Genomic DNA, 24372 nt, shown 5'->3' with positions numbered 1-24372 from the left:
TCGCCACTGCGGGTGGTCGGCACCGGCCGGGGCCGGAGCCGGGATCACCGTTCGACCGCCCGCGGCCGGAGTCCGAACCACCATCGGGGCGTTCCGGGGCCGGTCCGTCGGGGCCGCACGTGCTGCCGCCACTGTCCGGACCACGACCGTCTGGACCACCATCGTCCGGGCCACCATCGTCTGGACCATCGTCATCGGGGCCAACATCGCCTGGACCGCCGTCATCGGTGCCACCGCTATCCCGGCCGCCATCGTCCGGGCCATCAACATTCGATCCGTCTTCGCCCGTGTTTCTCTGTTCGGGCTTCAGCATCTCGACCAGCTCGGTCAGCAGCGCCTGCCACTTCGCGTCGGTGGCAACGATGCGCGCCACTTCGGGGTCGATGGGCGTGCCGTCGGCGAGGGTCGCGGGCTCCGAGGACAGCCCCAGCAGCGTCTCCACCGCCACCACGATCTGGAGGAGATGCCCGCGCCGAGGAGGAATATCGTCGGCAGCGCCGGCCACCGGGCAGTCGTCGCCGCGATCGCATTGGCACGCGAGTGAATGCTCGCCGTGCAGCAACGCCATCAGACCCGCTGCCCGCAGCGTCCCTGTCGATCGTGGGTCGCGCTTGCAGACCGTCCCGACGATCTCGACGATGAGGGCATCCGCTTCCGCTGCTTCGAGATCGGTGATCTTCGCAATGAGCGACGCGATCCCACCCGGACCGGTGCGGTCGATCCGCACACCGACCTCCTCGGACTTCGCGGTCTCGCGGGCAGCTGCGGCACCGACCGGATCGGCTTTCATCCACAGTCGCCAGATCCGGTTGCGCAAGGCCTGCGGACGCATCCGGCCACCCGCGGCACAGACCTCGTACTCGATTGCCGTAATCGCCTCGTCACTGGCGCGATGGAGCACCGAGGTGATCGTGACAACTGTCGACCAGTCGAAGCTGCCGGTCACGAAACGCAAGGCCGTCAACGGCATTCGATGCAGACGCTCCGCGACATCGTGCACAACGGACGCATCGCGACGCGTTCCGGTCATCGTCACGGCCAGATCGCACAGGGCACCGCGAACGGTCTCGCCCGGATCTCCACCGACGGCTTCGGCTGCCTCGAGGCGCATCTCGAGCACGTCGCAGTACGCGAGCACGGTGCCCGCCCGAGCAAGGTTCTCGTTGACACGGTTGAGCGCGATGACGTCGAGAAACCCCGCAATGCAGTCATCGACAGGCGGCGTCTCCGCCACCCCCCACCCACCAGTATCGAACATGTATTCGATACTACGAGAGGGGTACGACAAGAAACTCCGACGACCAATTCGAGTCGTGTCGGTATAACTACAACCGTGGCCGCTTACACGATCCGCGACATCCGCCCGGGCGACGAAGAACAGCTCGGTGCAGCCCACGTGGCGATCTGGAAGGCGACGTACGCGGGAATGATGAACAGCGCCAAGCTCGATGCGATACGCCCTCGCGACCGCATCGAACGATGGGAGCAGATCATCGCCCGCCGCGACGAGCAGTCGAGCCGCGGCGTGCGGACCGGTGCGCCGTCGACACCATCGATTCACGCATCGTCGGTTTCGCCACCGGCGGAGCACCGCGCGACGACAATCCGCCGGCGTCGACCGAACTGTGGTCACTCAACGTCGTGCCCGAGCACCACGGCACCGGCGTCGCGACAGAACTCATGACCGCCGTGATCGACCCGGAGGCACCCACATACCTGTGGGTGGCAGCAGCCAACGATCGCGCGGTGGCGTTCTACCGGAAGCATCGGTTCGAGCTGGACGGCACCGAGAAGTTCGACCCGATCTGGGAGTGCCACGAAGCCCGCATGGTCAGGGCTTGACCGGAGGTTCTCGTCTGGCTTCGTCGGGATCGAGCTTCTCGGGGTTCAGTACCACCTCGGCCACCATCGGAGTCGTCGCGACGGTCGCATCGCCGTACCGAACGGCCACCGTGTTGGGCAGAAACGCATCCAGGCACGCGGGGTGATCCACCACAGCAGCGCCGAGAACAGGATCAGAATGTTGACCCACTGCAGAACGGTCGCCGCATTCTCGGACGGAATGACGCGATCGAACACCTGAATGTTCATCACCAGTCCATGGATGGCGATCAACACCCACAGCCGCCGGTAGCGGTAGAACACCCAGACCGCCGCGGCACCCCAGCACAGCGCCCACAGAAAGCCGCCGCCGCCGAAGTACATGTAGAGAAGGCCTCGCATCGTGGCCGACAACGCCATGATCGCCCAGATCGGGAGCCGGCCCGCGAGCAGCAACACCGGTAGCGCCACCAGAATCGGCTCCTCGCGCAAACCCACGGCGAGAGCAGAAATCACTGCGAGCCAATCGGATTCGACCGAGGCCGGAACCGAGAAGCTGAAGCGGACGATGTCCAAGCGAGACAACACGAGCAGAGCAGCAGACGCGGCACCGATCGCGGCGCACCAGGTGAGCGCGGCCTCGCTCGCGGTGCCACTGCGGGTCGGCCACACCGCAGGCAGCTTCCGACGTCGAGCGAAGTACACGGCGGCGATTGCCACGGCCCCCACCGCCACCTGCGCCGCACCGACAGCCAGATCGGCCAACTGATCCCCCATCGAGAGCGTCGGGGCCGGTGCGTCGGGTTCCCGGAAGCGCCACAGCGCACCCATCAGGCTCACCGCGTAGACGACAACCCAACCAGCCACCAGACCCAGGACCATCACGGCGGTACCGGCAGCGGTGAGACCACCCCGCGTCGAGCGAGTAGTGAGCCCCGCGTGGACACCGCTCGTCACCAGGTCACCACCATTCCGCTCGATACCGCATCGCCGAACAGCTTGTCTATCACGCCTGGGCCGAGAATTCAGTACCGTCCTGGCGATAGGGAACCGGCATTGCCACTCACGACCGAGTGTCACGCTCGGATGTATCGCCGGAATCCTTGCGGCCGACGATGTCGTCGCGCAGTTCCGCGAGCAGCCCCTTCTTGGGGTTGCCGCGACGCGATTCCCATACGTCCACCATCGCGAGCAGAACCAGAACACAGCCGATCGGGCCGCCCTGGAACCAGAAGACCTGAAGGTCCCAGAAGAACAGCGCCAGCACAGCGCCGACAACAATCATGACGATGCTGCGCGCATCTCTTGCAATCATCGTGTTTCCTCTCATCGATTCAGACCAGGTTCAATTCGATCGCCGCATTCGCGGCCAGTAGCGCGCCCACCACGAGCAACACCGTCGCCCACACGTCCCCACTCCAGCGATCCACGCGCCGGAGCAGAGTTGGCGTGATCGACGAAACACGTTCCTGCGCAAACACTCTGGCGGCGAGCAGGACAAGAGCAGGCGAGAGCGTCACGAGCACGTACGCCGCGAGCAGCAGCGACGAGAACTCCCACCCCAGTCCGGCATCACCGACCACGTCGATCGCTGCGAAGTAGGGCAGCATCGTCGCCACCTCCACCGCGCCCACAGCGACGGCAAGCAGGACCACCCCGCGCACACTCCCTGGGGGCCGCGTCCACCACGTACTGCTAGGGGCTCGCCGCCGACGGTCCCAGAGCAGGCCCATGATCAGAACCACAACACCGACCGCCAGCCGAACCTGAGCGTCGCCAGGAACAGCAACGCTCAGGCCATCGGTGGCCGCCCATACTGCGATGCCGACCCCGAGGTAGAGCAGACCCAACACGCCCAGATGCAGCAGAACAACACGCGCCCGGAACGACGGCCGAAGCATCATCCAGAGCGGAACCGCAAGAGTCCCGACGCCGATGCTGTCCACCAGCGCGAGTCCGGTCAGCTGAATTAACACAGCTGTACCGTAACAGGATTTCAACACAGTTGTGTGAAAAAAATTTCCTCGTGCTAGAACAGACCGATGCCGAAGATCGTCGACCACGACGCACGCCGGGCGGAGATCGTCGCCGCCGTGTGGCGCGTCATCGAACGAGCAGGAATGGACGGGGCGACGGTACGCAGCGTCGCCGCCGAAGCCGGCGTCTCCCCCGGATCACTGCGGTACTACTTCTCCGATCAGGGAGAACTCGTCCTCTTCGCGGCCGAGGCAATGACGCAACGCGTCGTACATCGGTTGGAGGCGCACCCGACCGACGGTGACGGCCTCGTTCGCGCGATCCGCGTCCTCGAGGAGTTACTACCCCTCGACGAGGACCGCCGCGCCGAGCGTCGGTGTGGCTCGAAGCGATCGTGCGTGCCAGATTCGACGAGCGACTCGCCGCCCTCAAGACGGCCGGATGGTTCGGCAGCCGCTACCTGTGCCGGCTCGCGTGGGCGCACCTGCACGATCTCGATCGACCGAACTCCCCCGCATTCACCTTCGACAGCAATGCGGACGAACGTGCAGCGGCCGAACTGCATACCTTCGTCGACGGGCTGACGCTGCAGGCAGTGACGTATCCCGAGGAGCTCGCGGCCGACGAGTGCGTCGGCTGTTGCGCTTTTACCTCGAGCCGAGGCCCTGAGCCGACTCGACGGGGAATCTGCGGCCGTAGTACCACCCGATCACCGCGACGACAGAACCGGCGACGGCGATGGCCCCCAACACCGATCCGAAGCCCGCGGCGTCCACCACGCGACCGACAGCCAAGGGTGCCAGGAGAAATCCCATCCGCGAAATCAGCGAGACGATCGAGATGGCCGCTGCCGAGGACACACCCGGGAGCCGCCCGGCCAGGCTGAAGACGATGGGAAACAGCGGACTCGAGCCCAGACCTGCGACCGCAAACGCTGCGATGACCAGCACCGGTAGATCCGCGGCGAGACTCGACAACCCCAGGATGGCCAAGAAACCGAGTGCCACCAGCGACGCTCCGCCCGTCAACACGGCGGAAGGCCCGAACCGATCGACGATCCGATCTCCGGCCAACCGGCCGATCAGCATCGCCGCCGAGAACGCGACGAACGCGATACCGGCCGAGCCGGGGCCCGCGCCCTCTTCCGTCGTCATGTAGACAGCACTCCACGACTGCGGAAAGTCCTCCATCAGACCGGCGAGCAGCACCACGGCGCCCAGCATCGCGAGGGCCGCAGTCGGGCGGACGACAACATGCCGCACGTCCAGGTCGTCATCCGACGCGGGCGCGAGGGGTTCCGGACCCAACAAACCCCGCCCAACGGCGGCCAGGACCAGAATCAGCACCGCACCGACCAGACCGAAGTGTGCCGCCACCGGCATTCGAATACCTGCCGCGGCCGCGCCGGTCACTCCCCCGACGACGGCACCGACACTCCACGCGGCGTGGAAGCTGCTGAGCACCGATTTGCCCAGCCGCTCCTCGACGAGGACACCCTGCGCGTTCATGGAAATGTCCATCACTGCGTCTGCTCCGCCGAGCAGCACCAGCGCCGCCAACAGCGTCCACCACGACACAGCCACCGCAGGCAGCACGAACGCCGCGCACAGCGACAGACCCGAGGCGAGAATCGCCCACCGACTGCCGAACCGTCGGACCACGGCAGCTGCGACAGGCGCGGCAGCCAGCCCGCCGAGACCGATTCCGGTCAGCGCGAGGCCGAGGGTGGCAACGTCGATCGACAGCGACCGCTGGATCTCCGGAATGCGCGGAGCCCAGTTGGCGAACACCGCTCCATTGACGAAGAAGACGACGAGAACGGACAGCCGGGCGCTAGTCATATCGCTGCGAGCCTATCGTTCGCGAGCCGGCCGGATCCGTTACTCGAGGTAACGTCGATGGGATGCATGTGTCCGACCGCCTCACCGACCACGTTCCCCAGCGCTGGCTCGAGCCCCTCGTCAAGCACGCCGAGGCCCTCAAGTTCCTCATCGTCGGAGCGATCACCTTCGTTGTCACCGTCGTACTGTTCTTCGGTCTGAAGTGGACGATCCTGCAGGACAAGCCGGTGACAGCGAACGTTCTGGCCGTGCTGATCGCGACGATCGTGTCGTACATCCTCAACCGGGAATGGTCGTTCACTGCGCGCGGCGGACGACGACGTCACCACGAAGCAGCGCTGTTCTTCGCCGTTGCCGGAACCGGCCTGGCGATCAACCAGCTACCGCTGTGGGTGTCGAGTTACATGCTGGATCTGCGGTCGCCGAACGTGTCCTTCCTCACCGAGAACATCGCCGACTTCGTCAGCGGATCCATCATCGGCACGTTGTTGGCAACCGCATTCCGATGGTGGGCGATGCGCAAGTTCGTCTTCCCGGAGCAGGTGGACGTTCTCCCCGATCCCGTCGCCCTGACCGTTTACGGTGGACGGCATGGCGACCACTAGGACCCTCGTGCTGATGCGGCACGGCAAATCCGGCTACCCCGACGGAGTACCGGATCACGAACGGCCCCTGGCCGCCCGCGGCCAACGCGAGGCGGCGCTCGCCGGAGCTGGATCACCGAGCACGTCGGCAGAGTCGACGCAGTGCTGTGCTCGACCGCCCTGCGCACCCGCGAAACCCTGGCCGCCACCGGCTTGGATGGCGCTCCCACCCGCTTCGAGCGAGACATCTACGGCGGATCCGCCGACGAGATCATCGACGAAATTCGGCTGGCCGACACCTACTTCGACGACGTGACGGTATCCACCTTGCTGGTCGTCGGGCATGAGCCCGGAATACCCTGGACCGCACTCGAACTGGCGGCAGACGACGACACCGACCTGGCCCGAGAGGTTCGACACCGCTTCCCCACCTCGGCAATCGCAGTGCTGACCACCGAGGCGTCCTGGGCAGAGCTCGCTGCAGGCTCGGCCACCATCACCGAGTTCTGCATCCCCCGCGCCGAGCAGTGATCAGTGCTTGACGGTAGTCAGTACTTATCAGAGATCACCGGTTCCTGAGGTAGAGGTAGCCGGCACCGCCTGCTGCGATCAGCAGAATCAACGCGGCGGGGAATCCGAGCAGCCACCACACCAACGCCAGCACCACCAACGCGGGCGCGGCGGCGATCAACGCGATGCCGGGATTCTCGCGAACCGTCTCCAGCGCGGACTGTGCGTGCACTCTGTCGATCTTCTTGCCTGCCATCGTCGACTCCCGGGTTTCGTATGTCCTGTATGCGTACTTCCACTGTAGGTGCACGGGCTGTGAGCTACTACCGGTCCACGACGGCAAGCGTTGCGGTGGACGTATAGACCAGATGATCGCCGGCTTGCTCCACCCGCGAACCGAGGTACGGATCGGTTCCGAAACGGTCGGGCGTCGGCTCGATCTCTACCTGTCGACGAGTCGAACCATCCTCCACCGCAATCGATTCCACGATGCCGCCCGCCGTGGAGTACGCGAGACCGTCGACGTAGGCGGTGATCGGATGGTAGTCACCAGGATCGCTCTCCCATCGGACTGCACCGGTCCGCAGATCGAGAGCCGTCACGTGAGCGGTGCCCGGAGCTCGCGCGATCACCACGTCCCCGACGACGGCCACACCGTTGGTCGACGCCAACAGCGGGCTCGACCAGGCAAACGCTCCGGTCGATCGGTCGAAGGCGGTATCGCCGACAATCATCGGCAGCGATAGGTCAGCAGGAGCGTCGATCTCGGGATAGGGATAGATCGGCGTCGATGACCTGGCCAGAACTCGACCGTCGGAAGTGACAGCGGCGGTGCCGGTGAATGCCTCCGACCACGAGCACACGAACTCCGTCATGATCACCAGCGCCGGTTCCACCCGGTACGGCTGCTGCACGCAACTGTCGGGATAACCCCGGTACCACGTGATCGCCCCGGTGGCCGAGTCGAATCCTATTGCTGTCGAACCGAATCGACCCAGGCCGTAAGTACCGTCGAAGGTGATCGCCGAGCTCGGCGAACCTGCGTAGATGGCCACGCCGGGAAACTCACTGACCCAATCGCGGCCGACATCGTCCACGGAGCCCTTCTTGATCTGCGGGGTTCCCTCGTAACCCTGCGGAGCCACGGTCGAATTGACCGTGTACAGGGATGACCCATCGGTGCCGACCGCAAGGATTCGCTGCGGCGCACCAACGGAACGCCCCTCACCGGTCATGGCGTTCACCACGACGATCTTCGAATCCGGGTTCTCCGATTCGCTGGTGGACACGCACACGAGATTTCCGGACAGAAGCTGGTCCGCACAGGAGTCCACTCGAAAGTCGTCACGCCGCCACACAGTGGATCCATCCATCGCATCGAGTCCCACCAGCGCGGGGGCGTCGAAGTTACCGGTAGAGGGATCGGGTAGGCCGACATAGGCGACATACACCTCGCCTGCATCGATGAACGACGCTGCACTGGGATAGTTCTGGCTTCCCACGCCCGGATCACTGAACTGCGCGAATCCGCGACCGTAGACATCGTCTGCAGATCTGGACCACTGCACCTCCGGCGCACGCGGAACTGTCGGCGGGGCTGTGGTCGTCGCTGCGGGTGCGGTCGCGACCACCGGAGGGTCATCCTCGGCGACAACGATCACCGCCGCAGCCACGGTGACGACTGCTGCAGTGCCCGCCAGCCACACCGGCCACCGCACGCTCACAGGTCCAGACCCGGTGCGGTCGCGATGGACTCCAGATTGGCAACGGTGACAAGTTCGCCCGCCGACGTCGACGAAATACGAACACGAGTGCCCGACGGCCGGGTCACAGTGACGGTCCTGACGCCGAACTTCGAACGCTCGGAGATGGATCCGTCGGGCAAGCGAACTGTATCGACCGAGCGATCAGCGGCCGGATCGTACTTGTCGGGAATCTCGGGGAGCGGCTGTCCACCCGTGATAGACACCGTCACAACACCTTCAGAACCCGGCGTCACGATCCGTCCGGCTGTGCACAACGCGTCGTCGGCGAAGGCTACGCGTTGCATCGGCACGAGTGGCTGCTCGAGCACAATGACGGCACGTAGCGATAGGATGCGAGCCTGCTCGAGCGCGTGACCGACACGTTCGGCGTCGGCCCGGGTCACCGCTGGTCCATCCTGCAACCCTCCGCGCGCATCACAGGGCAGAGGAGGCAGGCGGGTGCCATCCGGGATCGGTGCACCGAGTCGCAGATCGCTCGACGACACCAGGGAGATCAGGTCGTCCATGGACACCACCTCGTCCGAGGACACGAACTGGCTCACGCTGGCCTGCAACGTCGTTCCATCGGATGCATAGGCGGTCGCCGTCCTGACCACCGCTGTCCGACCACCGTCTTCGCTGATGGATTCCTTTGTGTCCACGACCGTACCGTCGGCCGACATCTGCCTGCGATCGAGACTGCCACCGACACAGGCCGGTACACCCGCAGTGGACTTCGACATCGTCACCGTCATGTCAGCACCCCGTCCGTCGCGAATCAGCAATCCGGCTGCAGTGGAGCTCGCGAACATCGATAGATCATCCACAGAACCGTCGTCCACCGAACTGTCGGACGTGGGACCTTGGACAGGTCCGAATCGAAGCGCGGATTCGGTTCCGAACGCGGACGTTCCTGGCGTTGCGAACTCGATGGTGGTGTCGGCAGGCAACGCCGATACGAGCGCGTCGGACAGCGCGGTTGCCTTACGGCCGGAGAACCACGGATAGCGAGGATCGTCGTAGCTTCCTCCGTCGAGCAAGAAAAACACCCCGACGGAATCCCCGGAGCCTGGAAGGACGACGGAATCACACCTCGGAATCGTCGTCGACGTATCACCCTGGCCGTAGTCCAACGAGCTGAACCCGCTCAACGCAGGTGTCTCGGGCAACGCGACGTCCGCAGGGCCGGACGCGCGTGACTCCACGACGATCACTCCTGCAGCAATGACCGCAACAGCGACGAAGACCCAAAAGATCTTCGGTTGACGCCCGAGCACTCCGAAGCGGATCACGCCGAAGAGCTTAGCCCGCCTGAAGCACAGCTCCTGGCTCTACGGCTTTCGGTGGAGCTACGACTTTTGGTGGAGCTCAGGGTCGTACCTTCAGCCGAACCACCAGGTACGACGCCTCCGCAGGGGTATCGCGCACGCATCGGCTGCGGTGAGATCAGGGCCATGAACAATCCGATTCTGCTCACGATCGCGATCTGCGAGGTCGGCTTCTGGGTTCTGGTGATCGGTGGCCTGTGCCTGCGCTACGTGGCACGCATGCAACGCGCCAGCACGATCACGCTCGCACTGCTCCCGGTCCTCGACATCGTCTTGATCGCGGCCGTGGCGCTCGATCTGCACCGGGGCGGAGACGTCGAATTCGCGCACCGCCTCGCCGGTATCTACCTCGGCTGGACCGTCGTGTTCGCGCACTCGACGGTGGCCTGGCTCGACGTGCGCTTCGCGCACCGATTCGCCGGCGGACCCGCACCGGTCAAGCCCCCGAAGACCGGTCCACAGGCCTACCGCAACGAGATCCGAGGATTCGTGAAGTGGCTGGCCGCTGCCGCTATCGCGCTGGCGATCACCTACGCATTGGCCTACACCGTGGCAGACTCGGAGCAGGCAGCAGCGCTGAAGACCGTGATCCAGCCTCTCGGCGTCATCACATTCTTCTGGTTCGTCACCGGGCCGCTGTGGGTGGTCGGTAAGAAGAATTCGAGCTCGAAAGATGTGGCAGGAGAACGGAGTCGACTCTGATGCTGGGTGATTCCCGGATACGGGGTTTTCACCGCGTAGTGCGCACGTTTCGCCCGTCCTGGCGGCCGCGCAATCCCGTGGTGCTGCCGATCGAGATGCTCCTGGCCACACTCGTCTACGCCGGATTCCAACTCTCGACGGGCATGGTCGGTGACACGAGAGACGAACTCGTCAGCAGCCCACCCCTGATCGCAGTGAGTGTCGTTGCCCTGCTGGCGATGACCGCGGTGACGTGCGTGCGCCGATCCTTTCCGGTCACGGCGTACCTGTCGGTGGTGGCCATCAGCATCGCACTGATTCTCGTTCTGCCGGACCGGACTCTCGGGTTCACCCCGCTGTACTGGTTCGCCATCGCCGCCTTGGCAATTCGGGTGACCGGACCACGCCTGTTCGCCCCCATCGCCGTCGGGTTGATCCTCGAAATCGCTGTCAGCGTCGACACCGGCCCCGGTGGCACGATCGGCGTGGTCGTCGAGCAGATCGCGAACCTCGCCATCAACTACACGGTGCTCATCGCACTGGGCAAGTACATCGCACGCGGACGGGCGCAGGAACTCGAGAGCGAGGCTGCTCTCGGCCGAGCCGAAATCGAACACCGGCAACGGCTGAACGCGGCCCTGGACAACGAACGAAAGACCATGGCACGCGAGCTGCACGACGTCGCAGCTCACCACCTGACCGGCATGCTCATCCAGGCCAAGGCATCGAGGACACTCATCACGAGCAACCCCGAGCAGGCACGCGAACTACTCACCGGCGCAATCGGACACGGCCAGCGCACCCTCGACAGCCTGCGCCAGATCGTCGGAATCCTGCGCCCGAGCGACACCGAAACCGACACCGACAGTGCTCCGCAGCCGATGATCTCCGATATCGTCGAACTTATCGAACAGTCACGAATATCGTTCGAGCGCATCGAGATGAGCATCGTGGCAGACAGCGGCGATACCGACAGCGCCGTGCAACTGACGTGCTACCGCATCGTTCAGGAATCGCTGTCCAATGCCCGACGTCATGCGCCGAACTGCGATGTGCGCGTTGAGGTATCGAATCGATCCTCGGCCATCGAGGTGACCGTCACCAACACGATCACCTCGGGCAGCTCCGAACCGGACGAGCCTCGGGTCAGGGATTCGGAATTCCGGGAATGCGGGAGCGGGCAGCACTGCTCGGCGGCACCCTCGATGCCCGATTGTCCGGCGACCGAGCGACGTGGACCGTACGCGCTCGACTGCCCATCGGCGGGAAGATCTCTCGGCCACTGGAGGTGCCGGCATGATCACCGTACTCATCGCGGACGATCAACCGGTGGTTCGGCAGGGATTCGAGCTGTTCCTGGCCGGCCATCCCGACATCGAGGTCGTCGGGCACGCGAGCTCGGGAAAACATGCCGTGCACCAGGTGTCGGCATTGCGACCGGACGTCGTACTGATGGACATCAGGATGCCGAACGGCGACGGGCTGACCGCCACGCGCGAGATACTGGCGCAGTTCGACAGCGTTCGTGTCATCGTCGTCACCACGTTCGACCTCGACGAGTACGTGTTCGCAGCTCTCGACAGTGGAGCGTCCGGCTTCCTGCTCAAGGACACCGATCCCGACGAACTCGCCGATGCGGTGGTCACCGTCGCCGCCGGCGGAGCGGTCCTCTCCCCTCGACTGACCCCGCGTCTGATGACCGAGTTCGCCCGCCGGGGTGCCCCGAAGCCACCCACTTCCGTTGCGCCGCAACACGACCTGAGTCTGCGTGAAATGGAAGTGGTGCAACTGTTGGCGCAGGGCCTGGGCAACAACGAGATCGCCCGTTCACTGCAGGTCGAACAGAGCACGGTGAAAACTCACGTCGCAACATCTGCCGCAAGCTCGACGTCACCACCCGAGTCCACGTGGTGATCTGGGCCTACCGCAACGGCATTGCGACGTAGGCCTTTACAACTAGGGGTCTTTACAACTAGGCCGCTCTGCGCTGCTCCTCGTCCGAGGTCTTGCTGGTCAGCTCGGTTGCCGAAGCTGAGTGGTCGGTGTACTGGAAGTGCGGTCGCTTGTCGCCGATGTACGAGGTCATCCACGACACCACCGCGACGTAGCGGTTTCGGAAGCCGACCAGGTACATCAGGTGCACGGCGAGCCACATGAGCCAGGCAATCGGCCCCGACATGTCGACCTTGCCGAACAGCCTTGCCACCGCACTGAATCGACCGACGATCGACATACTGCCCTTGTCGGTGTATTCGAACGGCGTCCCGGCGTCGACCTTCCCGATGATCATCTTCGCGACGTGCCTGCCCTGCTGCATCGCCACCGGCGACTGACCGGGGAGCTTGTTCAACGACGTCACGTCGCCGATCGCGTAGATGTCCTTGGCCGAACCGACCGTCAGGTCGTCGTGTACGAGAAGGCGTCCGGCTCGGTCGGTCTCGCACCCGGTGCGCTCTGCGACGGTCGACGCCAGATCACTGGCCTGCACACCCGCCGACCAGATGACCGTCTTGGCCGGGTACGCCCGCGAGGTCTTGGTGTCGACATCCTGCACCGTCACGACGTCGTCGGCGATGTCGGTGACCATGGCCCCGGTGACGACGTCGACGCCCGACTTCTCGAGTTTCGTACGGGCGTAAGCGCTGAGCTTGCCGCCGAACGCGGGCAGCACTTCCTTGACTCCGTCGACGAGGGTCACCGTGACGTCGCTCGGGTCGATGTCGGGGAACGAGCCGGCGAAATAGCGGTGCGCGAGATCCCTGATCTGGCCGGCCAATTCGACACCCGTCGCGCCTGCACCGACGACGACGAAGCTCAGCAGCTCCTTGCGGGCGGCCGGGTCGGTCGTCATGTGTGCGGTCTCGTAGCAGCTCAGGATCTGCTCGCGCAGCGCGATCGCGTCGTCCACGGTCTTGAGCGCGAACGTGCGGTCCTTGACCTCGTCACGGCCGAAGTACGCCTGCGTGGCACCCGTGGCGACGATGAGACGACCGAAGCCGATGGTGTGGTTCTGCCCGGCACCGACGTAGGTGACCTGGTGAGCGTCGGGATCGACATCGACGACGCGTCCGAGACGCACGTCGGCCGACTCGTACTGCGCGAGGATGCGTCGGATCGGAGGGGCGATCTCGCCCGTCGAGAGCATTCCGGTGGCGGCCTGATAGAGCAGCGGCTGAAAGAGGTGTTCGGTGGTGCTGGAGATCAGCGAGAACGTCACACCGGCCTTGCCCAGAGACTTGGCGGCGGCCAATGCTCCGAATCCCGATCCCACGATGACGACGTCGTACGTTTGCACAGCACTTTCCTTTTCGGCTCGAGTCTTTCCCTCTACGAAGAACTACCTCCATGAAACTCCGACCGCGAAGCTCTATCAACGCGGAAGTTGAAATAGCATCTATGAGTAGAACTCATGGTTGAATGGCGGCATGGAACTGCGGCAGCTGAAGTACTTCCTCGCGGTCGGGGAGGAACTGAACTTCTCTCGCGCTGCCGAACGTTGCTACGTCTCGCAATCGGCGATCAGCCTGCAGATCTCCAAGCTGGAACGAGAAATCGGTGAACCCCTGTTCGAGCGGACCTCCCGGACCGTCCGATTGACCGTTGTCGGAGCACAATTGGTCTCCATCGCCCGGCACATGGTGGAGCTCGAGCAGTCCGCCCTGGCGCTGACGACCCGAAGGCGGAATCAGCTGCGCCTGACCGGAAACATGACATTCGCAGCCAACGCCATCTCCGCCATCGTCGCGGTCCGCGAGCGCCATCCCGACGCCGAGATCGACTTCGTCCTGAAACGATTCGCAGAACAGATCGAAGCGGTGACGTCCGGCGACTGCCAGGTGGCGCTGATCCGCGGCAGCGTCGAACGCTCCGGTCTGCACGTGACCGAGCTGTGGACCGAGGACCTCGTCGTCGTCCTCCCCGAGGGCCATCCTCTGGCGGGTGAGGACAACCCGAGCCTGAGCCAGCTCGCCGACTACCCCCTGCTACTACCCAAACGAAGCGAGCAAATCCTGCTGCACCGGGTGATCGAGCGCGAGATGAAACGCAGCGGACTGCCGCTGAGCTTCGGCCCACCCGTGGCGTCCGACCACACCGCCAGCGCCGAACTCCTCAAGAACCCGCAATGCTGGTCCATCCTGTACGCCAGCACCGCCGACAGCACCCCCAAGACCGGGCTGGTCTTCTGCACAGAGGCCGACCGAAGGCTTCGGCTACCGGTATCGGCCGTCGTCGACGCGACCGTGCCCGCCACCGACATTCAACGCGACCTCGTAGCGGCCCTGGCCGCGACGGCACCTATGAAACCCACGGCACCGGTTCAGCCCGCCACGCCTGCGAGCTGAGCGAACGCGGCGTCGGCGTCGAACAATTCGGCGCGATCGTACGTCGACGTCGAGGCCATGATCTCGTTCGCGCCGGTGCGCTCGACCACCTCCTCCAGCCGCGGACGGACCTGCCCGGCCGTGCCCAGGATGCTCGACGCCAACGACGCTCGATTCGGTTCCGCGTCTGCGGCGTCCATTGCGATTCATCGATCGCCGACGCCGGTTCGAGAGCCGGGAACTCGCCCTCGCGCCTGGACCTGGCCATCGCCCATGCCTCCGGGACGGCGAGCCTGCGGGCATCGGCGGCGTCCGCTGCGATGGTCACGTCCAACGACACGATCACGTACGGTTCGGGATTCGCGGGCGTGGGCAGAAAGTGCTTGCGATAGAGCGCCAATGGATCGTCCTGCTGCAATACCGGTCCACCGACAACGACCGGAAGACCCGCGCGGGCAGCAACCTCGAGACCGGCTCCGGTGGCGAGGACGAACACCGGCGGAGACGGAACAGCGGGCCGGGCCGTCACCGGGCCCGAACCGTCGAGATACGAACGCAATTCGGCAATGTCGGCCTCGAACGTGTCGGGCGCATCACGGTCTCGACGCAGTGCGGACCGCACCGGTTCGGTGAATCCGAGCGAGCGGCCGACGCCCAGATCGATCCGGCCGGGAAAGAGAGACTCCAACATCAGGAATTGCTCGGCCACGACCAGCGGCTGATGATTGGGCAGCATCACCCCGCCGGATCCGACGCGAATGCGTGAGGTGCGCGACGCCACCGCCGCGGCGAGAACCGCAGGCGCGCCCGACGCGATCCCTGGAACGCCGTGATGCTCGGCCACCCAGAACCGATGCAGCCCGATCTTCTCCGCATGCGCTGCCCGCTCGACGGTATGACGCAACGCCGACCCGTCGTCGAAACCGGTTCGCGTGCGGGATCTGTCGAGGAGTGAAAGCAACACAGCTGGAACAACCGACGAGGCGTCGGGCATATTTCTCGAAGTGTTCGTCCACCGCGGACCGAATATGTCCGCAATAGCGGTCAGTCTGTATCCATGAACCTCACCATGAAGATCGAACTCGTCACCCTCGCCGTCACCGACGTCGATCGCGCCAAGGACTTCTACGTCTCGATCGGTTTCAACGCCGACCATGACGCCCGCCCCTGGGACGGCATCCGGTACGTCCAGCTCACTCCCCCGGGTTCGGCCTGCTCCATCGCGATCGGCGAGGGAATCACCGACGCCGAGCCGGGCAAGGGAGCCGGGATTCTGATGGTCGTGGACAACGTCCAGGAGGCCTACGAGCACCTCAAGTCGGCGGGCTTGACCATCGATCCGCCCAAGGACGAGGGCTGGGGCACGTTCGTGTACTTCGCCGACCCCGACGGCAACAAGTGGTCGGTGCAGCAGTTGCCCGCACAGTCCTGACTCGCCGGATCTAGAACTGACCCAAGCCAGCTGGGCCAGGATGCCGCGGTGGTCGGAGCCGGGAATGGTCACGGCTTCGACCGATCGAACGGCCAGGTCTGCCACCAGAACATGGTCGATGGCGATCACCGGTGGGTACCAGGTATGCGCCGGGTACGTCCTGAGCATGCCCACCCCGGTGGCCACCGCCGCATCGACGAACCGGCCGTCCTGCAGATCCCGGTACCGCCGATGATCCTGCGTCGCGTTGAAGTCGCCCGCCACCACCACGGGACCGTCGTCGACGGGGATCTTGGCCAACAGCTGGCGCAGTAACCCCAGCTCACGTACCCACTCGGACGGCTCCCGCGGCCACGGCGGCACCGGATGGACCGCGAACACCAGCGGCCGACCGGGCATCTCCACCCGCGCGGACAGCAACTCGGTGACGAAGCCGTCGTGCCTGCGCTGGTCGGCGAGCGGGAAGCGACTGTAGATTCCGCTGCCTTCGCCGCCGGGAGCTGCACTGACGTAGGCATGCGGCAACGAGCTGGACAGTCTCGGGCGAAGACGGTCGTCGGCCTCCGGCGTCAACTCCACCAGAGTGAGAACGTCGGGGCGATGCTGCTCGACCAGCGCTGCCAACGCGTCGAGATCGGCCTGCCCCAGCCAGATGTTGGCGTGCAACACCGTCAGATTCGGTGCCTCGGCCGTCGTCCGGGAGCGGTGCCTGAACAGAGGAATCTGCGTGGCCGCGGCAATCATCGATACAACCGCGCCCGCTGCCAACCCCCACCAACCGAACGCCACGGCCGCGAGAGCAGTGCCGGGCACGGCGGCGAGCATGAGGACATGTGCCAAAGCACCGAAGACGAGCATCGCCTGCCCCCGGGCGTCGACGAGGTGCGCTGCGATGCCCAGTACCGCTGCGAAGAGCAGTAACAGAGCCACCGATGCCGAAACCATGAGCGGAGTGTGACAGGCAAACCTGAGGCCGAGCTGGGAGCCGTCCCTATATCGGACCGAAGTGTTCGCTTTCTTGCAGCAAACACGACACAATCGTGAGCGCTGTCCGCACGCACTAGGGGGAAGTTTTCCGTGAATCGAAGGCAACTGCTGCGTTTGGCCGCTGCCGGAATGCTCGGCGCTGCCGCCGCTCCGGTCCTGAGCTCAGCTGGACTGCCGGGCTCTGCCACAGCAGGCGCACTCCCCATCGGTGCCGAGCGAATCCGCTCACTGGTTCCCGAGCTGTTCGCCGATCCGCCGCGTCCGCCGGACCACTCGTCCGTCATCGTTGTCGGCTCCGGATTCGGTGCCAGCGCCGCGGCCTTGCGCCTGGCGCAAGCCGGCAGCCAGGTGACCGTGCTCGAACGCGGACTGCGCTGGCCGCGTGACCCGTGGCGAGAGATCTTCACCGCGGACATGACCGCCGACGGACGCGGACTGTGGCAGCAGAGCTCGTTCACCAACATCACCGGAATGCCCGTCGGGCCGGTCGATCTGTTCGGCGGCGTCCTCGACACCACCCGGTTCGAAAACCTTTCGGTGTGGCGCGGCGCCGCCGTGGGCGGCGGCTCGATCGTCTACACGGGCGTGACCATCGCCCCCGAAAAGAAGTTCTTCGACCTCTCCTTCGGCGGACGCCTGAACTACGACGAGATGGCCGCCACCTGGTACCCCAAGGCCCGCTCGATGCTCCGGCCGTCGGCGATGCCCGAGGACGTCTACAACAGCCCGAACTTCGCGCACTCACGAACCTGGGACGATCACGCCCGGCGAGCCGGTTTCACCCCCGAAGCCGTGGACGGCAACTGGAACTGGAACGTCGTCCGCGACGAACTCGCCGGCCGATCCCGCCCGTCCGCGACCGTCGGCGCGAGCACCTTCGGTAACTCCAACGGTGCCAAGCACGACCTGACCCAGAACTACATCCCGCAGGCCGAGCCACCGGCCGCGCGAGCGTGTGCCACAGCCACCGCGTCGCGGCGATCGGAACCGAATCCGGTGGCCGCTACCGCGTCGACATCGAGCGCCTCGACCCCTTCGGCAACGTTGTCGAAACTCGCACCGTCACCTGCGACACCCTCGTCCTCGGAGCCGGATCCATCGGTACCACCGAACTGCTGATGCGGGCCCGCACCACCGGTGCGCTGCCCAATCTCAACGAATTCGTCGGCACCGGCTGGGGCACCAACGGCGACGCATCGATGACGCGGTCACTCGGCCCGATGTCGGCCGGACCGCAGGGTGCGCCGTGCGCATCCCGCATCGTCGACGACTCCGGCCTGCCGCTGACCGTCGAGAACTGGTACGTGCCAGGCGTTCCGGTGAACCTGGGGTTCATCGGCTCACTTGGCATGACCATCGATCCACTGCGCGGAAACTTCGGATTCGATTCCGCCGCAAACCGATTGACACTGAACTGGCCGAAGGGTGGCAGCCGAGACACCGTCGAAGCTCTACGCGCAGTACAGAATCGGATGGCCCAGGCCGGCGGCACCATCGTTGCGGCGGAACCGTTCACCCGAGATGTCGACGACACCTTCACCGCTCATCCACTCGGCGGAGCGGTACTCGGCGACGCCACCGACGGGTACGGCCGCGTGAAGGGTCACCCCGGGCTGTATGTCGTCGACGGTGCCCTGATCCCCGGCAGTACGGGAGCAGCCAACCCGTCGTTGACCATCACGGCGCTGGCCGAGCGCAACGTCGCGCAGATCATCGCCGACGGGCGCTAGTTTCGCCGACGGGTTCTAGCTCAGCTGGATTTCCGGGCGACCTTCGGGGACGGTGACCGTTGCTGCCGTGCGCACTGCGGCTCCCGGCGTCGAGACGCGGTCGAGAACCCTTACCTCCGAACGCCATTCGGTATCGGTGAGGGTGCTCCGGAGGTAACCACGACGAGCGTTGCCGTACTTGACGTGCGGCGACGCGGCGGCGACGGCAGCACCGACGGAATCGACATCGGCACCGTCCTTGCCCGACGCAATGGATGTGGCCGCGATCTCGACGCCCTGTATCGGTGAGACCTGATCCTGGTAGTCACGCCGCAGTTCCGAGACGATCGTGCGGTGAATGTCGCCGACGATCGACGCCACGTTCTTCGTGCCGCGATCTCGGGCACCGTCGAGGATTCGATGCCTGGACGCCTCGTACCCGCTCCACGGATCCATCCCGACCTTGCGTTCGCTGCCCAGCCCTCGCGCGAGATCGGAGATCACCGTCTGGTGCACCAAGAAGTTCCACCTCGACGGTGACGTGAAGCCGTCCAGGATCCACTGTTCCTGGGCCGCCCCCGTGATGGTGCGCGAAGGGTCGGCAGTCTCGGCGTCCTGGGCGTGCTCGCCGTCTCCGTGTGCCTGATCACTGCGGTACTGCCGGGTGTCCAGCACCGAGAAATCCACCAGATCACCGAACGAGAACCGACGATAGACCTTCATGTCCGGGCCGACAGGCTTCAGATTCGCGCGCACCGGAGTGTTCTCCCACCACGCCTTGAAGGCATCGGCCCGGCGCAACAGAAACTCCCGCGGGTCGTCGTCATCCTGGCTGATCTGCGAGGCCCAGTTGTTGTCCACCTCGTGGTCGTCGAACGTCGAGATGAACGGGGCCGACGCATGCGCAGCGGCCAGGTTCTCGTCCGCCTTGTAGAGGGCGTACCGATCGCGATAGTCGTTGAGCACCATGGTTTCTCGAGCGGACGCCTCATTGCGCGATTCACCCTTACGTGCGCCCTCGTCCTTGATCGCGTACTCGTAGATGTAATCACCCAGGAAGAAAACCACGTCCAGGTTCGAGGCGGCCAAGTCCTTGTACGCGCCGAAGTAACCGTCCTCCCACTTCTGGCACGACGCCCAGGCGAAGTCGAGTTTGCTCAGCGGCTGCCCCAGTGCCGGTGCGGTTTTCGTGCGGCCGACGGGGCTCGCATGTGGGCCGACGAGGAACCGATAGAAGTACTCTCGGCTCGGCTCGAGACCGCGGACGTCGACGTGCACGGACCAGCCGTCGAACTCGGTGGCGAGCTCGATCCCTTCGCGGCTCAGGTTCGCAAAATTCTCGTCCGTCGACATCTGCCACCGCACCGGCACGACACCCGGGGTCATGCCGCCCAGCGGCGCAAAGGGATCGGTGGCGAGCCGCGTCCACAGCACCACCGAATCGGGCAACGGATCACCCGAGGCAACGCCGAGGCGGAACGGGTAATCGGGGGTGACCACGGACTGCGCGTGTGCCGTCGCCCCCGCCAGTTCGGGTGTGAACGCCAACGCCCCGACCAACGCACTCCACGTCAAGAACTGACGACGCGTGGCCCCCGCCCGCAAAGAGATGTCCTGCCCGATCCGTATCTCGTTACCCCGTCTCACCATTGGTCGAGACTCTCGCGACCGAACGAACTGCACCCGTCATCCATTCGACGGCGAAGTGAACACGATGCGGCCTTCGGATGAGTCGAGCTCTGGGGCCGGCCTTGCCCAGCTCGTCGACGAGGTGTGGACATAGTGTGTCGTTATGCGTTTCGGCAATGCATGGCCAGAGCATCCCGAAGACCCTTACCCGTTCGGTCAGCTCGGTCGCCGGTTTTTGCCATGTACGAGATTGTGGGAGAGCACGCCGCTGTCGCCGAACAGTCCGGTACGCCAGGTATCGAGTAGGTATGTCGTGGAGTTGTCGTTGGGGTGGAAGCCGCGACGATTGTATGTGCCCAGCTCGCGGAGCACTCCCCGCCCGAGCCACGGGTTGCGTCGCAGCGCGACGAGACTGCGTACGAGACGGACCGGATTGTAGGTAGCGCGGTCGGTGAGCATCGAAAGCACAGTGGAGATGAGCACATATCCAAGGAAAATGATGTGCACCGCACGCATCGTCCAGATGCGTAGCCCTTCGCCGCCGCCAATATGTCTGTAGACATCGAACGCCACGGCTTTGTGCTCGACCTCCTCGTATGCGTGCCAGAGCAGCAGTCCACGGACCTCTTCGGAGGTAATCAGGTCACGGGCTCGGGGCTCGGTGAGGAGCAACGCAGCAAGAGTTGCCGTGTAGTGCTCGAACGCAGCCGTCATCGACAACGAAAGTCTGTGGGGCACGTGACGATAAACTGTTGCCAAGGAACGTTTTGTGAAACGGTCACTCAGCCGAGTTGGGTACCCCATTTCCTGCAGCCGTTCGTTGATCTCACGATGCTCTCGTCCATGGGTCACTTCCTGGCCGATGAATCCCGCGACTGCGGCCTTCAACTCCGGATCGGTGATGTCGTTCCGGTAATGCTTCACAGAGCGAACGAAAAAGTCTTCGCCCTCCGGAAACACAGCCGACAACATCGACACCACATGGCTCATTACCAGGTCGTCGTTCACGTAGTGTGATTCATCGACCCTATGGGGTACGAGAACTTGATGCGTCGCGCACGAATCGGTGCAGCGGGGGTGTGTTCGAGAACCATGGAATTCCCAACTCGAAGATCGCGCTGGGCGATCACTTACAAGGACCTTGCCATCGAGCACTGTAACATTCGGGGATGGTTTTCGGTCGGGTTTTTCTATCCACCGTGCTGCGCCGAACGCTGCCGCACTCGCGTCAGGCCTGAACCACCCACACCGAATTGCCGTCGGGATCGCGCAACGCGAACATGGGCGGCGCGCCGTCCTGTTCTTCCATCAAAGCGTCGAGATCGACTCCGCCGATTGCACTCAGCCGCGCATGCTCGGCTGCGACATCGGCTGTCTCGACGCCGATGGACCCTCCACCGGGCGCGCCGCCCATCGGCGGGTTGAGTGCGAGGCGCGCAGTCGAACCAGGCGGTGCCACTTCGAGCCACCGGTACTCGCCCTCGGGGCCGAAACGCAAGTCACCGCGGACCTCGAAGCCGAGTACTTGCGAGTAGAAGGCGAGAGCCGCGTCCTGATCGGACACCGAGAACATGGCCACGCCGATGTTCACGATGGTGCTCGATGTGTGGTTGCTGGATATGTGGTCGGTCATGCCGGTACCGACTCGAGCCGCCTCGAAAACTCACCGCCCCGAAGGGTGGAACGACATCCGTCCTCTGCGATACCGCCCGCGGCGGTAGCTTCTGTAGACATGAACGACGCGTTCGAAGAATCCCGCGGTCGACGGCGGATCGCCTTCCTGGTGTTCGACGGAGTGAAAATGCTCGATTTCGTCGGTCCCGCAGAGGTATTCGTGGAGGCGAACCAGCAGCCCGCCGTAGATTACGAGGTGGTGATCCTCTCTCCCGGCGGTGGAGAGGTGAGCACCTCCGTCGGGACAACGGTGTCCACGCGGCCGGTCGCGCAATCCGGAGAGTTCGACACCGTGATCGTCGCCGGTAGCGAATTCGATCCGGTTCGCCTGGTCACCCACGAACTCGTCGATGCCGCGGCCGACCTCGCCACACGGACCCGCCGGTATGCACGGGGGCGTTCGTACTCGCCGCGGCCGGCCTTCTCGATGGCCGCGCGGCGACGACACACTGGAAGTTCACGTCCGATCTACAGCGCCGTTACCCCGCTCTCGCGGTCGATCCGGACGCCATCTTCGTCCGCGACGGGGACACGTACAGCTCGGCCGGCGTAGCGGCCGGAATCGATCTGGCACTGGCTCTCGTGGAGAACGACCACGGACCCGAAGTGGCACGGGCGGCGGCGCAGGGACTGCTGGTGTACATGCAGCGAGGAGGCGGACAATCTCAGTTCTCGTCGTCACTGCTCGGACCGGTACCCCGCACCGGGGCGGTCCGACGGGTGGCCGACCATATCCGGGGGAACCCGCAACTGCCCCACAGCGTGGCGACGCTGGCGCGGTTCGCGACCATCAGCCCCCGTCAACTCACCCGGCTGTTCCAATCCGAACTGGGTACGTCACCGGCCGAATTCGTCGCGTCGACGAGGTTCGAGTTGGCTCGCGACGCCCTTCACGCAGGTTTCACCGTCGGCGAGGCGTCCCGCCGGGCCGGCTACTCGAGCTGCGAGGTGATGCGGCGCGCGTTCGTCGCCCGGATCGGGACGTCCCCGCGCAGCTACCAACAGCGCTTCGCACCGCAGCTCGGTGCTGCCACAGGAGTGTCCCAAAACGAGCGGTTCTCGGCGCACACAGTGGTACCGCACCGATAGCGTCCGGTCGAGACTTGCTCCATGCCAACAATCACAACGTCGGACAATGTCGAGATCTTCTACAAGGACTGGGGATCGGGTCAGCCCGTCATCTTCAGTCACGGCTGGCCACTCTCCTCGGACGACTGGGACGCCCAGATGATGTTCTTCCTCGAGCGGGGCTATCGCGTCGTCGCCCACGATCGGCGCGGCCACGGCCGGTCCCAGCAGGTCGCGGACGGGCACGACATGGATCACTACGCCGACGACCTCGCCGCCGTCGTCGAAGCACTCGACCTGACCGAAGCGATCCACGTCGGCCACTCCACCGGCGGCGGCGAGGTGGTGCGGTACCTGGCCCGCCACGGCGAGGAACGCGCAGCCAAGGCGGTGCTGATCAGTTCGGTACCGCCGATCATGGTCAAGACCGACGACCACCCCGGCGGTATCGAGAAATCCTTCTTCGACGATGTGCAGGTGCAGGTGGCCACCCGCCGCGCCGACTTCTTCCGCACCTTCGCCGAGGGTCCCTTCTACGGCTACAACCGGCCTGGGGCAACGCCCTCGGAGGGCATCATCGCCAACTGGTGGCGTCAGGGCATGATCGGCGGCGCGAAAGCCCACTACGACGGTGTGGTCGCTTTCTCCCAGACCGACTTCAGCGACGACCTGCGTGGGGTGAACATACCGACGCTGGTGCTGCACGGCGAGGACGACCAGGTGGTGCCGTACCAGAACGCCGGAGTGCTGTCGGCGAAGCTACTGCCCAACGGCACGCTGAAGACGTACCCGGGCTTCCCACACGGCATGCCCACCACAGAAGCGGCGACCATCAATGCCGACATGCTGGAGTTCTTCCGCTCCTGACGCAGCTCGGTCACAACGCAGCTCGGACCGGGTTGGCACCTAGATGCTCCCGTTCTCCTTGACGTGCGCTTTGAGGCGACCGAGTGTGTCGCCGAGGACTGCGACATCGGAATCGGACAGTCCCGCGAAGAACAACCGCTGCACCAGTGCCACATGACCGGGAGCCGCATCGAGCAGGGCCGCGCGACCGACAGCGA

19 protein-coding genes and 12 pseudogenes are annotated in these 24372 nt (G+C 64.9%); 16 read left to right on the top strand and 15 right to left on the bottom strand.

Translation table 11 applies throughout. The features are described from left to right. Positions 1–1258: pseudogene (locus RHBS_RS08260) on the bottom strand (DUF222 domain-containing protein); the annotation flags it as partial. A 221-nt stretch (positions 1259–1479) separates the two neighbouring features. On the opposite strand from RHBS_RS08260, the gene RHBS_RS08255 reads away from it, so the two are divergent. Then, positions 1480–1842 (top strand): GNAT family N-acetyltransferase, encoded by a 363-nt coding sequence (locus RHBS_RS08255; RefSeq protein ID WP_237669095.1) that lies wholly within the window; start codon positions 1480–1482, stop codon positions 1840–1842. A 45-nt stretch (positions 1843–1887) separates the two neighbouring features. Here the strand turns inward: RHBS_RS08255 and RHBS_RS08250 are convergent, their stop codons facing one another. The 3 genes from RHBS_RS08250 to RHBS_RS08240 form a co-directional block, all read right to left on the bottom strand. Continuing rightward, a complete protein-coding gene (locus tag RHBS_RS08250; RefSeq protein ID WP_128645325.1) occupies positions 1888–2778 on the bottom strand; it encodes a CPBP family intramembrane glutamic endopeptidase in 891 nt (296 codons plus the stop codon). A 106-nt stretch (positions 2779–2884) separates the two neighbouring features. Further along, positions 2885–3136: a hypothetical protein gene (locus tag RHBS_RS08245; protein ID WP_128645324.1), complete on the bottom strand. Its 252-nt coding sequence runs from the start codon at positions 3134–3136 to the stop codon at positions 2885–2887. 19 nt (positions 3137–3155) lie between these two features. Beyond that, positions 3156–3797, bottom strand: coding sequence for a GAP family protein (locus tag RHBS_RS08240; RefSeq protein WP_187298419.1), 642 nt, complete (start codon positions 3795–3797; stop codon positions 3156–3158). A gap of 66 nt (positions 3798–3863) precedes the next feature. Here RHBS_RS08240 and RHBS_RS32150 point away from each other — a divergent pair. Further along, positions 3864–4022 (top strand): annotated as a pseudogene (locus tag RHBS_RS32150) (TetR/AcrR family transcriptional regulator); the annotation flags it as partial. Between the two features lie 152 nt (positions 4023–4174). Further along, positions 4175–4372, top strand: a pseudogene (locus RHBS_RS32145) (hypothetical protein); the annotation flags it as partial. 73 nt (positions 4373–4445) lie between these two features. Here RHBS_RS32145 and RHBS_RS08230 read toward each other — a convergent pair. Further along, complete coding sequence (locus tag RHBS_RS08230; RefSeq protein WP_128645321.1) at positions 4446–5639, bottom strand: MFS transporter; 1194 nt, start codon at positions 5637–5639, stop codon at positions 4446–4448. 62 nt (positions 5640–5701) lie between these two features. Between RHBS_RS08230 and RHBS_RS08225 the strand changes: the two genes are divergently transcribed. Together RHBS_RS08225 and RHBS_RS08220 are read left to right on the top strand one after the other, a co-directional pair. Next, complete coding sequence (locus RHBS_RS08225; RefSeq protein ID WP_121873393.1) at positions 5702–6244, top strand: GtrA family protein; 543 nt, start codon at positions 5702–5704, stop codon at positions 6242–6244. Next, positions 6231–6754, top strand: a pseudogene (locus tag RHBS_RS08220) (histidine phosphatase family protein). The gene RHBS_RS08225 and the pseudogene RHBS_RS08220 overlap by 14 nt, the downstream one beginning before the upstream one ends. A 34-nt stretch (positions 6755–6788) precedes the next feature. Here RHBS_RS08220 and RHBS_RS08215 read toward each other — a convergent pair. The 3 genes from RHBS_RS08215 to RHBS_RS08205 all read right to left on the bottom strand — a co-directional run bounded on the left by RHBS_RS08215 (position 6789) and on the right by RHBS_RS08205 (position 9770). Continuing rightward, complete coding sequence (locus tag RHBS_RS08215; RefSeq protein ID WP_068053408.1) at positions 6789–6989, bottom strand: hypothetical protein; 201 nt, start codon at positions 6987–6989, stop codon at positions 6789–6791. A gap of 67 nt (positions 6990–7056) precedes the next feature. Continuing rightward, complete coding sequence (locus RHBS_RS08210; RefSeq protein WP_128645320.1) at positions 7057–8457, bottom strand: PQQ-binding-like beta-propeller repeat protein; 1401 nt, start codon at positions 8455–8457, stop codon at positions 7057–7059. Beyond that, entirely contained in the window at positions 8454–9770 is a 1317-nt protein-coding gene (locus tag RHBS_RS08205) for a hypothetical protein (RefSeq protein ID WP_128645319.1), read from the bottom strand. The genes RHBS_RS08210 and RHBS_RS08205 overlap by 4 nt, the downstream gene beginning before the upstream one ends. Before the next feature lie 162 nt (positions 9771–9932). Here RHBS_RS08205 and RHBS_RS08200 point away from each other — a divergent pair, with 162 nt between their 5' ends. Continuing rightward, positions 9933–10508, top strand: a complete 576-nt coding sequence (locus tag RHBS_RS08200; RefSeq protein WP_128645318.1) for a hypothetical protein — start codon at positions 9933–9935, stop codon at positions 10506–10508. A 115-nt stretch (positions 10509–10623) separates the two neighbouring features. Here RHBS_RS08200 and RHBS_RS30345 read toward each other — a convergent pair whose 3' ends face one another. Further along, entirely contained in the window at positions 10624–11004 is a 381-nt protein-coding gene (locus RHBS_RS30345; RefSeq protein WP_237669094.1) for a hypothetical protein, read from the bottom strand. A gap of 142 nt (positions 11005–11146) precedes the next feature. Here RHBS_RS30345 and RHBS_RS32140 point away from each other — a divergent pair. The 3 genes and pseudogenes from RHBS_RS32140 to RHBS_RS08190 form a co-directional block, all read left to right on the top strand. Continuing rightward, a pseudogene (locus RHBS_RS32140) lies at positions 11147–11323 on the top strand (histidine kinase dimerization/phosphoacceptor domain-containing protein); the annotation flags it as partial. A 332-nt stretch (positions 11324–11655) separates the two neighbouring features. Next, positions 11656–11787 carry a hypothetical protein gene (locus RHBS_RS31470; RefSeq protein WP_272913851.1) on the top strand — a complete coding sequence of 44 codons (132 nt, stop codon included), beginning with the start codon at positions 11656–11658 and terminating at the stop codon, positions 11785–11787. Beyond that, positions 11784–12433 (top strand): annotated as a pseudogene (locus RHBS_RS08190) (response regulator). Before RHBS_RS31470 ends, RHBS_RS08190 begins: the two are co-directional and overlap by 4 nt. Positions 12434–12459: 26 nt before the next feature. Here RHBS_RS08190 and RHBS_RS08185 read toward each other — a convergent pair. Continuing rightward, positions 12460–13782, bottom strand: a complete 1323-nt coding sequence (locus RHBS_RS08185; RefSeq protein WP_128645316.1) for an NAD(P)/FAD-dependent oxidoreductase — start codon at positions 13780–13782, stop codon at positions 12460–12462. 130 nt (positions 13783–13912) lie between these two features. On the opposite strand from RHBS_RS08185, the gene RHBS_RS08180 reads away from it, so the two are divergent. Further along, a complete protein-coding gene (locus RHBS_RS08180; protein WP_128645315.1) occupies positions 13913–14830 on the top strand; it encodes a LysR substrate-binding domain-containing protein in 918 nt (305 codons plus the stop codon). Here the strand turns inward: RHBS_RS08180 and RHBS_RS08175 are convergent. Continuing rightward, positions 14806–15773: pseudogene (locus tag RHBS_RS08175) on the bottom strand (MsnO8 family LLM class oxidoreductase). The gene RHBS_RS08180 and the pseudogene RHBS_RS08175 sit on opposite strands and share 25 nt — an antisense overlap. A gap of 93 nt (positions 15774–15866) precedes the next feature. Between RHBS_RS08175 and RHBS_RS08170 the strand changes: the two are divergent. Further along, positions 15867–16241, top strand: a complete 375-nt coding sequence (locus tag RHBS_RS08170) for a VOC family protein (protein ID WP_128645327.1) — start codon at positions 15867–15869, stop codon at positions 16239–16241. Between the two features lie 60 nt (positions 16242–16301). Here RHBS_RS08170 and RHBS_RS08165 read toward each other — a convergent pair. Next, positions 16302–16985 (bottom strand): annotated as a pseudogene (locus tag RHBS_RS08165) (endonuclease/exonuclease/phosphatase family protein); the annotation flags it as partial. A gap of 372 nt (positions 16986–17357) precedes the next feature. Between RHBS_RS08165 and RHBS_RS08160 the strand changes: the two are divergent. Next, positions 17358–18958, top strand: a pseudogene (locus tag RHBS_RS08160) (GMC oxidoreductase). A gap of 15 nt (positions 18959–18973) precedes the next feature. Here RHBS_RS08160 and RHBS_RS08155 read toward each other — a convergent pair. From RHBS_RS08155 to RHBS_RS08145, 3 genes and pseudogenes are all read right to left on the bottom strand, one after another. After that, positions 18974–20587 carry an alkaline phosphatase gene (locus RHBS_RS08155; protein WP_128645314.1) on the bottom strand — a complete coding sequence of 538 codons (1614 nt, stop codon included), beginning with the start codon at positions 20585–20587 and terminating at the stop codon, positions 18974–18976. 195 nt (positions 20588–20782) lie between these two features. Continuing rightward, positions 20783–21660 (bottom strand): annotated as a pseudogene (locus RHBS_RS08150) (metal-dependent hydrolase). A 134-nt stretch (positions 21661–21794) separates the two neighbouring features. Further along, positions 21795–22199, bottom strand: coding sequence for a VOC family protein (locus RHBS_RS08145; protein ID WP_128645313.1), 405 nt, complete (start codon positions 22197–22199; stop codon positions 21795–21797). Between the two features lie 99 nt (positions 22200–22298). Between RHBS_RS08145 and RHBS_RS32135 the strand changes: the two are divergent. The 4 genes and pseudogenes from RHBS_RS32135 to RHBS_RS08135 form a co-directional block, all read left to right on the top strand. Further along, positions 22299–22562 (top strand): annotated as a pseudogene (locus RHBS_RS32135) (DJ-1/PfpI family protein); the annotation flags it as partial. Then, a pseudogene (locus tag RHBS_RS32130) lies at positions 22553–22768 on the top strand (hypothetical protein); the annotation flags it as partial. The pseudogenes RHBS_RS32135 and RHBS_RS32130, both read left to right, overlap by 10 nt. Positions 22769–22822: 54 nt before the next feature. Continuing rightward, complete coding sequence (locus RHBS_RS31765; protein ID WP_306303522.1) at positions 22823–23329, top strand: helix-turn-helix domain-containing protein; 507 nt, start codon at positions 22823–22825, stop codon at positions 23327–23329. Positions 23330–23350: 21 nt separating this feature from the next. Beyond that, positions 23351–24175, top strand: a complete 825-nt coding sequence (locus RHBS_RS08135; protein ID WP_128645312.1) for an alpha/beta fold hydrolase — start codon at positions 23351–23353, stop codon at positions 24173–24175. The last annotated feature ends 197 nt before the right edge of the window (positions 24176–24372 follow it).

The sequence above is a fragment of the Rhodococcus sp. BS-15 genome, assembly GCF_000813105.1.
Classification (GTDB): domain Bacteria; phylum Actinomycetota; class Actinomycetes; order Mycobacteriales; family Mycobacteriaceae; genus Rhodococcoides.
This window is presented reverse-complemented; position numbering and strand designations above follow the sequence as displayed.

Bases quoted from the DNA above. Each gene is read 5' to 3' on its own strand.
- RHBS_RS08255 (WP_237669095.1), top strand. From the start codon at position 1,480: ATGGGAGCAGATCATCGCCCGCCGCGACGAGCAGTCGAGCCGCGGCGT.
- RHBS_RS08245 (WP_128645324.1), bottom strand. From the start codon at position 3,136: ATGATTGCAAGAGATGCGCGCAGCATCGTCATGATTGTTGTCGGCGCT.
- RHBS_RS08230 (WP_128645321.1), bottom strand. From the start codon at position 5,639: ATGACTAGCGCCCGGCTGTCCGTTCTCGTCGTCTTCTTCGTCAATGGA.
- RHBS_RS08225 (WP_121873393.1), top strand. From the start codon at position 5,702: ATGCATGTGTCCGACCGCCTCACCGACCACGTTCCCCAGCGCTGGCTC.
- RHBS_RS08215 (WP_068053408.1), bottom strand. From the start codon at position 6,989: ATGGCAGGCAAGAAGATCGACAGAGTGCACGCACAGTCCGCGCTGGAG.
- RHBS_RS08200 (WP_128645318.1), top strand. From the start codon at position 9,933: ATGAACAATCCGATTCTGCTCACGATCGCGATCTGCGAGGTCGGCTTC.
- RHBS_RS30345 (WP_237669094.1), bottom strand. From the start codon at position 11,004: ATGGCGAGGTTCGCGATCTGCTCGACGACCACGCCGATCGTGCCACCG.
- RHBS_RS31470 (WP_272913851.1), top strand. From the start codon at position 11,656: ATGCGGGAGCGGGCAGCACTGCTCGGCGGCACCCTCGATGCCCGATTG.
- RHBS_RS08180 (WP_128645315.1), top strand. From the start codon at position 13,913: ATGGAACTGCGGCAGCTGAAGTACTTCCTCGCGGTCGGGGAGGAACTG.
- RHBS_RS08170 (WP_128645327.1), top strand. From the start codon at position 15,867: ATGAACCTCACCATGAAGATCGAACTCGTCACCCTCGCCGTCACCGAC.
- RHBS_RS08155 (WP_128645314.1), bottom strand. From the start codon at position 20,587: ATGGTGAGACGGGGTAACGAGATACGGATCGGGCAGGACATCTCTTTG.
- RHBS_RS08145 (WP_128645313.1), bottom strand. From the start codon at position 22,199: ATGACCGACCACATATCCAGCAACCACACATCGAGCACCATCGTGAAC.
- RHBS_RS08135 (WP_128645312.1), top strand. From the start codon at position 23,351: ATGCCAACAATCACAACGTCGGACAATGTCGAGATCTTCTACAAGGAC.